Raw genomic sequence first — 10,626 nt, forward strand, 5'->3', positions numbered from 1 at the left:
CACGGATTGAAAGGGGGATGGGGAAACGGATCCGCATTGCGGACACCGCGCCCCTGACTACCAATGGATCGCGCCATCGACCACCGATATGAGCCTGCGACCGGGCTGCTGCGCATCGAGGACTGCCTCGATGCGGCGGGCCGGCTCATCCTGCCGCCGGGAACCACGCTGATCTCGCTGATCGACCGCAATATCGCGAATGTCGGTGACATGGTGGCCTATCGGTACCTCGATCACGCCCACGCCGACGGTCAGGCCCTGGAACTGACCTGGAGCCGGCTCGGTGTCCGGCTGCGGGCCGTCGCCGCGGAGCTGCAGCGGGTCGCCGAGCCCGGCGACCGGGTCGCGATCCTGGCGCCCCAGGGCCTCGATTACATCGTCGGCTTCTTCGCCGCGATCAAGGCGGGCGCCATCGCCGTCCCGCTGTTCGCACCGGAACTGCAGGGCCACGCCGAGCGTCTGGACACCGCCCTGCTGGATTCGCGACCCGCGGTCGTGCTGACGACGGCCGCGGCCGTCCCCGCCGTCGGCGAGTTCCTGGCCCGGCTGCCCCGCAGCGCCCGGCCCCGGGTCATCGCGATCGACCAGGTGCCCGACGCCGCGGGCGACGGATTCGCCGCGGTACCGGTCGACGCCGACGACGTCTCACATCTGCAGTACACGTCCGGGGCGACCCGGCCACCGGTGGGCATCGAGGTCACCCACCGCGCCGTCGGCACCAATCTGCTGCAGATGATCCTGTCGATCGACCTGCTGGACCGCAACACCCACGGGGTCAGCTGGCTGCCGCTCTACCACGATATGGGCCTGTCGATGATCGGGTTCCCGGCCGTCTACGGCGGCCACTCCACCTTGATGTCGCCGACCGCGTTCATCCGCAGGCCGCAGCGTTGGATCTCGGCGTTGTCGGACGGATCCCGGGAGGGTCGGGTGATCACGGCCGCACCGAATTTCGCCTACGAGTGGACGGCCCAACGCGGCCTGCCCGCGTCCGGCGAGGACATCGACCTGAGCAATGTGGTGTTGATCATCGGATCCGAGCCGGTCAGCATGGCCGCGATCACCACGTTCAACAAGGCGTTCGCACCATACGGACTGCGCCCCACCGCATTCAAACCCTCCTACGGCATCGCCGAGGCGACCCTGTTCATCTCGACGATCGCGCCGCAAGCGCAGGCGTCGGCGGCCCACTTCGACCGCGAACAGCTCACCCGCGGCCGCGCGGTGAACGTGGCACCCGATGCGGTCGGCGCCGTGACGCATGTGTCGTGCGGTCAGATCGCCCGCAGCCAGTGGGCCGTCATCGTCAACCCGGACACCGGCGAAGAACTGCCCGACCGTGAGATCGGCGAAATCTGGTTGCACGGCAACAATATCGGGCGAGGGTACTGGGGACGCCCGGACGAGACGCGGCACGCGTTCGGCGCCGAGCTGGTGTCCCGCCGCGCCGAGGGCAGTCACGCCGTCGGTGCGCCGGACGAGGGAAAATGGCTGCGCACCGGCGATCTCGGCGTCTACGTCGACGGCGAGCTCTACGTCACCGGCCGGCTCGCGGACCTCATCGTCGTCGACGGACGCCAGCATTACCCACAGGACATCGAGGCCACCGTCGCCGACGCCTCGGAGGTGGTGCGGCGCGGCTACGTGACGGCGTTCGCGGTACCGGCCGACGACGCCGGTACCCGGGTGGTCGTCGTCACCGAACGCGCACCCCGGACCGGCCGCGCGGATCCCCAGGCCGCCATCGACGCGATCCGGGCGGCGGTGGCGCACCGGCACGGCGTGACCGTGTCGGATGTCCGCCTGATGCCCGCCGGCGCGATTCCCCGGACCACCAGTGGCAAACTGGCCCGCCAGGCCTGCCGCGCAGAGTATCTGGCGGAGCGCTGAGGTCCTCCTGAACATCGCGACCGCGGGTTGACTCGGCCGCATCTCACATCCGGGCCGCGGCCGGTGTGAAGTGGTTGTGACGTGGCGCTGTCAGCCGCTTCACACCGATGACACATCTGCTTGCCAGACTTGCGCGGCACCCGGGCTCGCCGGGGGAGACCCCAAGCTGTCTGGAAGGAGCGACGCCATGTCGTATCTGAACCCGCCCGAGTTCGTCACGAAGATGGTCGATTCCGGCGAGGCGAAGGCGTTCATGTCCACCCGGGACACCGTGATCCGCGCATACATGGCAGGTGCGATCCTTGCGCTGGCCGCGGCGTTCGCCGTCACGGTGACGGTGCAGACCGGAAACGCCCTGCTCGGAGCCGTGTTGTTCCCAGTCGGCTTCTGCATGCTGTATCTGCTCGGCTTCGACCTGCTCACCGGTGTTTTCACGTTGGTCCCGCTCGCGCTGATCGACAAGCGACGGGGTGTGACGGTGCGGGCGATGCTGCGCAACTGGGGCCTGGTGTTCGTCGGCAACTTCGCCGGCGCGCTCACCGTCGCGGTGATGATGGCGGTGATTCTCACCTACGGTTTCACGGTCGATCCGAACGAAGTCGGCCAGCGCCTCGGTGAGATCGGTTCCAGCCGGACCGTCGGTTACGCCTCGCACGGTGCGGCGGGAATGGTGACGCTGTTCCTGCGTGCGGTCCTGTGCAACTGGATGGTCTCCACCGGGGTGGTGGCGGCGATGATGTCTACGTCGGTGTCGGGCAAGGTGATTGCCATGTGGATGCCCATCATGCTGTTCTTCTACATGGGCTTCGAGCATTCGATCGTCAACATGTTCCTATTCCCGTCCGGCTTGATGCTCGGTGGCGATTTCTCGGTCACCGACTATCTGATCTGGAACGAGATTCCCACTGTCCTTGGCAATCTCGTCGGCGGCCTGGCGTTCGTCGGCCTGACGCTCTACGCAACACATGCCCGCACCGGCAGCGATTGGAACCGACCGGTCGAACCGGAGCAGTTCACGGTCGCGGCGGAGGCGAACGCGCGGCGGGCCGGATGAGGCAGGCTGAGCAGATGACCAGAGACGAGATAACAGCCGAGATCGTCGCCGCACGCCTGACCAAGGGGCTCACTTGGCAGCGGCTGGCCGATGCGATCGACAAACCGGTGGTGTGGACGGTCGCCGCGTTGTTGGGCCAGCATCCGATACCGGCCGATGCCGGCAGGGTCATCGTCGACCTGCTGGGACTGGACGAGTCGGCGGTCGCGGTGCTCGCCGCGGTGCCGATGCGTGGCGGCCTGCCGTCGGCGGTACCGACAGACCCCACCATCTACCGCTTCTACGAGGCGCTTCAGGTCTATGGCGGTGCGGTCAAAGAGCTCATCCACGAGCAGTTCGGTGACGGAATCATGAGTGCCATCAATTTCAGTGTCGATGTGCAGCGCAAGCACCACCCGGCCGGTGACCGGGTGGTGGTGACGTTCGACGGCAAGTTCCTGCCGTATGACTGGACGGCGGCACCGGAGTAATCGGGCCGGATCCCGAGCGCAACCGTCGTCGTCGGACCATGATGACCTGGTACATCAACGGCGACGGTAAGGATCTCCATGCCCACTCATCGAGCTGTTCAGGTCAAGTCCTCCGGCGGTGCACTGGAGGTCGTCGACACCGAAACCCCGGCCCCGCAACGCGGGCAGGTCCGGGTCGCGGTCGCCGCGGCCGGTGTGTGCGGCACCGACCGCGCGATTGTCAACGGTGGCTTTCCGGGTATCTCGTGGCCGTTGACCCCCGGCCACGAGATCGCCGGGACCATCGCCGAGCTCGGGGCGGGGGTGGACGATTTCGCGGTCGGCGACCGGGTGGCGATCGGGTGGTTCGGCGGCCACTGCGGCACCTGTATACCGTGCCGCAAGGGCCTGTTCATTCACTGTGATGTCGGCCAGGTCCCCAGCCTGCACTATCCGGGCGGCTACGCCGAATCGGTCACCGCGCCGGCGAACGCGCTGGCCCGCATCCCCGATGGCCTTTCGTTCAGCGAGGCCGCCCCGATGGGATGCGCCGGTGTGACCACCTACAACGCGCTGCGCCACACCCGTGCCCTGCCCGGCGATGTGGTCGCGGTGCTGGGCGTCGGCGGGCTGGGCCACCTCGGGGTGCAGTTCGCCGCCGCAATGGGTTTCGAGACCGTGGCCATCGCGCGCGGCCGCGACAAGGAGCAGGACGCCCGCGCTCTCGGGGCCCGGCACTACATCGACTCCAGAGCCGAGGACGTCGGCGCCGCCCTGCGCGAACTGGGTGGCGCGGCGGTGGTTCTCGGCACCGTGGGCAACTCGCAGGCCATGGCCGACACCGTCGACGGGCTCGCGCCGCGTGGCGAACTGGTGGCGATCGGCGTCACCGACGAACCGCTCTCGGTCAGTCCGCTTCAGCTGATCCAGCCCGGGCTGAGCATCTCCGGGCACCCCTCGGGCACGGCCCGCGACGTCGAGGAGACCATGCGATTCGCGGTGCTGTCGGGTGTGCGGGCCCGGGTCCAGGAGCTGCCGCTGGCCGAGGCCGCGGACGCCTACGCCGCGATGGAAGAGGGCCGGGCGCGCTATCGGATGGTTCTCACGGTCTGATTCGTCCGTCTCGGCGAATCCCCGGACCCGACCGGGTAACGTCGGTGACTCGTTTGCTGGCGGCGAGGCACCTGTGGGGGTCGGGATGGTTCGACAACGCACGCACTTCGGCAAAAGCCGCCTCGGATCGCTGATCACGGCGCTGGCCGGCGTTCTCGCGGGTTCGGTGCTCGCCGCCGGCCACGCGTGGGCCACCCCGTTCCCGGCCGCCCAGATCGACTTCGGTGGCCTGGTCCGGACCTACCAACTCCATCTGCCCGCCGGCGTCGAGCACCCGTCGGGGCTCGTGGTCAACCTGCACGCGGCCGGTGCCACCGGGCGCGATCAGGCCGCGCTGACCCATTACGACGCGGTGGCCGACGCGCACGGTTTCGTCGCGGTGTACCCGGACGGCATCGACTACAGCTGGGCCGACGGCCGGGGTGCCTCGCAGCCGGACCGGCAGCACGTCGACGACGTCGGGTTCATCGCGACGTTGGTGGACAGCCTGGTCGCCGAGTACGGCATACCCCGCGGGCGGGTGTTTGCGACGGGCCTGTCGGCGGGTGGGTTCATGGCGAACCGGCTGGCCTGTGACCGGGCCGATCTGTTCGCCGCGATCGCACCGGTCGCGGGCACCCTCGGCAGCAATATCGGCTGCAACCCGTCGCGGCCGGTGTCGGTGCTGGCCACCCACGGCACCGCGGATCCGATCGTCCCGTTCGGCGGCGGCCCGATGACCGGCCGCGGTGGTGCCAGCGACGTGGTAGCGGCCCCGGCCATGGCCGACCGGTGGCGCCAGATCGACGGCTGCCCGAATCCCGCGGCGCCGGAAACGCTTTCGGGCGCCGGCGACGGCACCGAAACCCAACGGTTCGCCTCCGCACCGTGCGCCGCCGGCACCGCGGTGGAGTTCATGCAGGTCAACGGCGGCGGGCACACCTGGCCCGGGGCTCCGGAGGTCCTCCCGCCCGGCGCGGTCGGCCCGCCCAGCCGCGGGTTCGACGCGTCCGAGACGTCGTGGCGGTTCTTCGACACCCACGGGCGCTAGGAAACCCCGCGCACCCGGACCGATCGCGGCGCGTGCGATCCGGATCCCCGCTGGTGGTCAGTATTCTGCGTGTCGATGGTTGACGATCTGCCCGACGGTGCGGCTGCGGCGCGGTTCCGTCGCGGTCTTCGGGTCGCCCTGCGCGGGCGGCGCGATCCCGCGCCGGTGGCCGGCCAGCGCAGCCGTGCCTCGGGTGGCATGGGGGATCTGCACACCCGCAAGGTGCTCGACCTGATGATCCGGCTCGCCGAGGTGATGTTGTCGTCGGGTTCGGGCACCGCGGATGTGGTGGCGACGGCCCAGGACGTGGCGCAGGCCTACCAGCTCACCGACTGCGTCGTCGACATCACCTTCACGACGATCATCGTGTCGGCGTTGCCGACCGCGGATAGCCCGCCGGTGACCATCGTGCGCGCGGTCCGCACCCGGTCCACCGACTACACCCGGCTGGCCCACCTCGACCGGGTCGTGCGCGACATCACCTCCGGCGGGGTCGTGGTCGACCAGGCGCACGCGGCGATGGACGAGGTGACCGAACAGCCCCATCCCTATCCACGGTGGTTGGCCACCGCGGGCTGGGCCGGCTTCGCCCTCGGCATCGCGATGCTGCTGGGCGGCACCTGGCTGACCTGCCTGGTGGCCGCCCTCACCTCCGCGGCGATCGATCGGGTGGGCCGGATCTTGAATCGGATCGGCACCCCGTTCTTCTTCCAGAACGTGGTCGGCGCCGCCATCGCCACCATGGTCGCGGTCGCCGCGTATCAGTTCGCCGGCCAGGGCGTGACGGCCCTGATCGCCACCGGGATCGTCATGTTGTTGTCGGGTCTGACGCTGGTCGGTTCGATGCAGGACGCGCTGACCGGATACATGATCACCGCGGTCGCGCGGCTCAGCGACGCCTTGTTCATGACGGCGGGGATCGTCGTCGGCATCCTGGCCGGCTTGCAGATCGCCACCGTCGCCGGGGTCGAGATCCAACTGCATGTCGATTCGACCGCGACGTTCGTGACGCCGAACCGGCCGCTTCCGATCGTGCTGGCCGTCCTCGGCGCGGTGCTCGCCAGTGTGTGCCTGACCCTCGCGTGTTACGCGCCGTTGCGCTCGGTGATACCGGCCGGTTTCGCGGCCGGTCTGGCCGAGCTGGTGTTGATCGGACTCGGCACCGCGGGGTTCGGCCAGGTGGTCGCCGCCGGCATCGCCGCGGTCGCGGTCGGCCTGTTCGCGACGCTGATCTCGATCCGGCGGCGGGCACCGGCTCTGGTGACCTCCACCGCCGGGATCACCCCGATGTTGCCCGGCCTCGCGGTGTTCCGTGCGGTGTTCTACTTCGCGGTCGACGACCGGTTCGACGACGGGCTGGCCCAGCTGCTGGCGGCGGCCGCGACCGCGCTGGCGCTGGGCGCCGGGGTGGTCATGGGTGAGCTGCTCGGCTCGCCGCTGCGCTACGGCGCGGGACGCATCGGCGACTTCTTCCGGATCGAGGGACCGCCGGGCCTGCGTCGGGCCGTCGGCAATGTGGTGCCGCTGCAGCCCGCCGACGGCGGGCCGCCCCAGGCACCGGGGCAGCGGTCGCGAAGCGTGGCCCTGGAGCCCGAGTCGGCACACGAATCCGACCCCGACGACGGCGACGACGCCGATGCCGACGAGGGCCACGGGCCGGATCCGTAGCGGACGGGGTCAGCGTTCGGAGTCCAGCAAGGCCATGTGTGCGGCCGGGTAACGGTCTCCCGCAACCTGATCCGCCGGGACAGCCGACTCGATGAGGTCCAGCTGATCGGCCGTCAACGTCAACTCGGCCGCGCCGAGCGCCTCGGCCAACCGGGTCCGGGTGCGGGCGCCGATCAGTGCCACCACATCGTCTCCGCGCGACTCCACCCAGGCGATCGCGGCCTGGGCCACCGACACGCCCAGATCGTCGGCCACCCCGCGCAGCGCCTCGGTCAGGGCCAGATTGCGGTCCAGGTTGTCGCCCGTGAGGCGTGGGCTCATCGAACGCGAATCTCGTTGATCGGCAGTAATCTTGGTCCAGTGCCCGCCGATCAGTCCACGCGAGAGCACACCGTATGCGGTGATCCCGATACCGAGTTCGCGGCAGGTGTCGAGGATCTCGCGTTCGATGTCGCGGGAGACCAGCGAGTATTCGATCTGCAGATCGGTGATCGGCCGCACCGCCGCGGCGCGGCGGATCGTCTCCGCGCCCACTTCCGAGAGTCCGATGTGCCGCACGTATCCGGCATCGACCAGATCGCCGATGGCGCCGATGGTGTCCTCGATCGGCGTCGCGGGATCTAGGCGCGCGGGCCGGTAGACGTCGATGTGGTCGACGCCGAGGCGCTGCAGCGAGTAGCTGGCGGCGGTTTTGACCACCCCGGGCCGGGTGTCGAAGCCGATGAAGGCGCCGTCCGGGGTGAGCTGGGCGCCGAATTTCACGCTGAGCCGGTACCCGTCGCGGGGAACGCCGCGAAGCGCCTCGCCCAGCAGTATTTCGTTGTGCCCCATGCCGTAGAAGTCCCCGGTGTCCAGCAGGGTAATCCCGGCGTCGAGCGCGGCGTGCACGGTCGCGATGCTCTCGCCGCGGTCGGCGTGGCCGTAGGCGCCGGACATGCCCATGCAGCCGAGGCCGAACGCCGGTGTGGTCAGGGTTCCGAGTGTTTTGGTTCGCATGGGCCCAGTCTTCGCGGCCACCGGTTCGGCGACCACGACGCGTCGAACCGGGGATCGCGAGTCCCTCCCTACCCGGTGCGGCATCGCGGACACTGGTGGGATGGACCGTGCCGCACTCGCCGAGTTTCTGCGGCGCCGCCGCGACGCGCTGAGTCCCGCGGATGTGGGATTGCCGACCGGAGCCCGCCGCCGGACTTCGGGACTGCGCCGTGAGGAGGTGGCGCAGCTGACCGGCATGTCGGTCGATTACTACGGCCGGCTGGAGCAGGGCCGCAGTACCCAGCCGTCGCCGCAGATGCTGCGGGCCCTGGCTCGGGCACTGCGGCTGACCGAGGACGAGCGGGATCACCTGTACCGGTTGGCCGGGCATGCGGTGCCCGATCGCGGCGGTCCATCGCTGCATGTGCGCCCTGCGCTGCTGTTCGTGCTCGACCAGATGCACGACGCCGCCGCGTTCGTATGCTCGGACACCGGCCTCCTGCTCGCACAGAACGCCATGGCCAAAGTGCTGATGGGCGATCGGGTGGCCGACGGCGCGGGGCTGCGGTCCAGCATCACCTGGCAGTGGTTCACCGATCCGGGCGCGCGCGAGATCGCCCCACCGGAGCACCGCGACGAGCAGAGCCGGATCATGGTGGCCGACCTGCGCGCGGCGTGGGCACGCCGGCGCACCGACGCCGATATGCGCGAACTCGTCGACGCGCTGCTGGCGCACAGCCCCGAGTTCGCCGAACTGTGGGCCCGTCACGAGGTCGCGGCCCGGCGGATGCAGCGCAAGACGTTTCTGACCGCAGTCGGGCCGATCACCCTGGACTGCGAGGTGCTCGCGACGGCCGAGGGGCAACAGCTGGTGGTCCTCACCCCGCCGGCCGGCTCCGCCGCGTCGGAGGATCTGCGGCTTCTCGCCGTGCTCGCCGGCCAGGCCGTCGGATAGCCGAGGACTCCGGTCGGACCCCGCGTCAGCGACTAGCGTCGGGTTGATGAGCGGCGGACGCATGAAGGTGTTGGTCATCGGGGGCGGTTTCGGCGGGCTGTTCTGTGCCCGCAGGCTCGGCGGCGTCGACGTCGACGTCACGGTGCTGGACCGGGCGGCGGGTCATCTCTTCCAGCCCCTGCTGTATCAGTGCGCGACCGGAACCTTGAGCATCGGCCAGATCAGCCGCCCGTTGCGCGAGGAGTTCGCCCGGCATCGCAACGTCACCACGCTGCTCGGCGAGGCGGTCGACCTCGATCCCGACGCACGGATACTGACCGCCCGCCGGCCCGACGAGACCACCTTCGCGTTGGGCTACGACGTGCTCGTCATCGCCGCGGGTATGCAGCAGTCCTATTTCGGCAATGACCATTTCGCGCAGTGGGCCCCCGGGATGAAGACCCTCGACGATGCACTGAACATCCGGCAGCGGTTGTTCACCGCGTTCGAGATCGCCGAGACGCTGGAACCCGGGCCCGAACGCGACGGCTGGCTGACGTTCGCCGTGGCCGGCGGCGGTCCGACCGGGGTGGAGCTGGCCGGGCAGATCCGCGAGATGGCGACCCGGACCCTGGCCAACGAGTTCCACAGCATCGAGCCGGAGGACGCCAGGGTGCTGCTGTTCGACGGCGGGGAGCGGGTGCTGAAGAGCTTCGCACCCGATCTGGCCGACCGGGCCACCCGGACCCTGACCAGGCTGGGGGTCGAACTGCGGATGGGCGTGCACGTCACCGATGTGGCCCGCGAAGGGGTCACCATCACCCCGAAGGCCGGCGGCCCGCAGGAACGGCATCCCGCGCGCACCGTGTTCTGGACCGCCGGGGTCGAGGCGGTGCCGTTCGCCAGGCACGTCGCCGAGGTGCTGGGTGCCACGACCGATCGCGCGGGCCGGATCACGGTCGACGCCGACCTGTCGGTCCCCGGACGTCCCGAGGTCTTCGTGATCGGTGATCTCGCGGGCCGCGACAACCTGCCCGGGGTGGCCGAGAACGCCATGCAGGGCGGGCTGCACGTCGCTTCCTGTGTGCGCCGCCAGCTCAAGGGCAAACCCCGCAAGCCGTACCGCTACCGCGACCTCGGTTCGGCGGCCTACATCAGCCGCGGGCAGGCCGTATTACAGCTCGGGCCGATTCGGGTCGCCGGGTTCTTCGGCTGGCTGGCATGGGGTTTCGTGCACATCGCCTTCCTGACCGGGGTGGGCAACCGGGTCAGCACGGTGGCCACCTGGATGGCCACGATCGCCAGGGCGAGTCGCTATCACCGGGCCTTCATGCTGGGCAGTGACACCGTGCCCGAGCAGCGCTACACCTGGTCGGCCTGGGACGCGCCGACGCCGGCCCCGGACGACCGCTGAGTTTCCGCGCCCATCCTCGACGCCCTTGGCGATGGCGGCCGGAACTTCCTTGGCCTTGCCGTAGCCGACGCCGACCATGCCGTGGCCGTCACCGACGAT

Annotated in this window: 9 protein-coding genes; 8 read left to right on the forward strand and 1 reads right to left on the reverse strand. The window is 69.8% G+C overall.

Annotated features, from left to right (window positions below; all coding sequences use genetic code 11):
* The first annotated feature begins 63 nt into the window (after positions 1–63).
* From ACWDTP_RS33610 to ACWDTP_RS33635, 6 genes are all read left to right on the forward strand, one after another.
* Positions 64–1,890: a fatty acyl-AMP ligase gene (locus ACWDTP_RS33610; RefSeq protein WP_450027546.1), complete on the forward strand. Its 1,827-nt coding sequence runs from the start codon at positions 64–66 to the stop codon at positions 1,888–1,890.
* Between the two features lie 187 nt (positions 1,891–2,077).
* Positions 2,078–2,944 carry a formate/nitrite transporter family protein gene (locus tag ACWDTP_RS33615; RefSeq protein WP_450027547.1) on the forward strand — a complete coding sequence of 289 codons (867 nt, stop codon included), beginning with the start codon at positions 2,078–2,080 and terminating at the stop codon, positions 2,942–2,944.
* Positions 2,945–2,958: 14 nt separating this feature from the next.
* The gene (gene cynS / locus ACWDTP_RS33620) at positions 2,959–3,414 is read left to right on the forward strand and encodes a cyanase (protein WP_450027548.1); all 456 of its coding nucleotides are present in this window, start codon (positions 2,959–2,961) and stop codon (positions 3,412–3,414) included.
* A 78-nt stretch (positions 3,415–3,492) separates the two neighbouring features.
* The gene (locus ACWDTP_RS33625) at positions 3,493–4,506 is read left to right on the forward strand and encodes an alcohol dehydrogenase catalytic domain-containing protein (protein ID WP_450027549.1); all 1,014 of its coding nucleotides are present in this window, start codon (positions 3,493–3,495) and stop codon (positions 4,504–4,506) included.
* Between the two features lie 85 nt (positions 4,507–4,591).
* A complete protein-coding gene (locus ACWDTP_RS33630; RefSeq protein WP_450027550.1) occupies positions 4,592–5,536 on the forward strand; it encodes an alpha/beta hydrolase family esterase in 945 nt (314 codons plus the stop codon).
* Positions 5,537–5,611: 75 nt separating this feature from the next.
* Positions 5,612–7,204, forward strand: a complete 1,593-nt coding sequence (locus ACWDTP_RS33635; RefSeq protein ID WP_450027551.1) for a threonine/serine ThrE exporter family protein — start codon at positions 5,612–5,614, stop codon at positions 7,202–7,204.
* A 9-nt stretch (positions 7,205–7,213) separates the two neighbouring features.
* Here ACWDTP_RS33635 and ACWDTP_RS33640 read toward each other — a convergent pair whose 3' ends face one another.
* A complete protein-coding gene (locus ACWDTP_RS33640) occupies positions 7,214–8,200 on the reverse strand; it encodes an aldo/keto reductase (RefSeq protein WP_450027552.1) in 987 nt (328 codons plus the stop codon).
* Between the two features lie 100 nt (positions 8,201–8,300).
* Here ACWDTP_RS33640 and ACWDTP_RS33645 point away from each other — a divergent pair, with 100 nt between their 5' ends.
* Together ACWDTP_RS33645 and ACWDTP_RS33650 are read left to right on the forward strand one after the other, a co-directional pair.
* Positions 8,301–9,134, forward strand: a complete 834-nt coding sequence (locus ACWDTP_RS33645) for a helix-turn-helix transcriptional regulator (protein ID WP_450027553.1) — start codon at positions 8,301–8,303, stop codon at positions 9,132–9,134.
* A gap of 46 nt (positions 9,135–9,180) precedes the next feature.
* Complete coding sequence (locus ACWDTP_RS33650; protein ID WP_450027554.1) at positions 9,181–10,527, forward strand: NAD(P)/FAD-dependent oxidoreductase; 1,347 nt, start codon at positions 9,181–9,183, stop codon at positions 10,525–10,527.
* Positions 10,528–10,626 lie beyond the last annotated feature (99 nt).

The organism is Mycobacterium sp. NPDC003449, assembly GCF_053588415.1.

Bases quoted from the DNA above. Each gene is read 5' to 3' on its own strand.
- ACWDTP_RS33610 (WP_450027546.1), top strand. From the start codon at position 64: ATGGATCGCGCCATCGACCACCGATATGAGCCTGCGACCGGGCTGCTG.
- ACWDTP_RS33615 (WP_450027547.1), top strand. From the start codon at position 2,078: ATGTCGTATCTGAACCCGCCCGAGTTCGTCACGAAGATGGTCGATTCC.
- cynS (WP_450027548.1), top strand. From the start codon at position 2,959: ATGACCAGAGACGAGATAACAGCCGAGATCGTCGCCGCACGCCTGACC.
- ACWDTP_RS33625 (WP_450027549.1), top strand. From the start codon at position 3,493: ATGCCCACTCATCGAGCTGTTCAGGTCAAGTCCTCCGGCGGTGCACTG.
- ACWDTP_RS33630 (WP_450027550.1), top strand. From the start codon at position 4,592: ATGGTTCGACAACGCACGCACTTCGGCAAAAGCCGCCTCGGATCGCTG.
- ACWDTP_RS33635 (WP_450027551.1), top strand. From the start codon at position 5,612: ATGGTTGACGATCTGCCCGACGGTGCGGCTGCGGCGCGGTTCCGTCGC.
- ACWDTP_RS33640 (WP_450027552.1), bottom strand. From the start codon at position 8,200: ATGCGAACCAAAACACTCGGAACCCTGACCACACCGGCGTTCGGCCTC.
- ACWDTP_RS33645 (WP_450027553.1), top strand. From the start codon at position 8,301: ATGGACCGTGCCGCACTCGCCGAGTTTCTGCGGCGCCGCCGCGACGCG.
- ACWDTP_RS33650 (WP_450027554.1), top strand. From the start codon at position 9,181: ATGAGCGGCGGACGCATGAAGGTGTTGGTCATCGGGGGCGGTTTCGGC.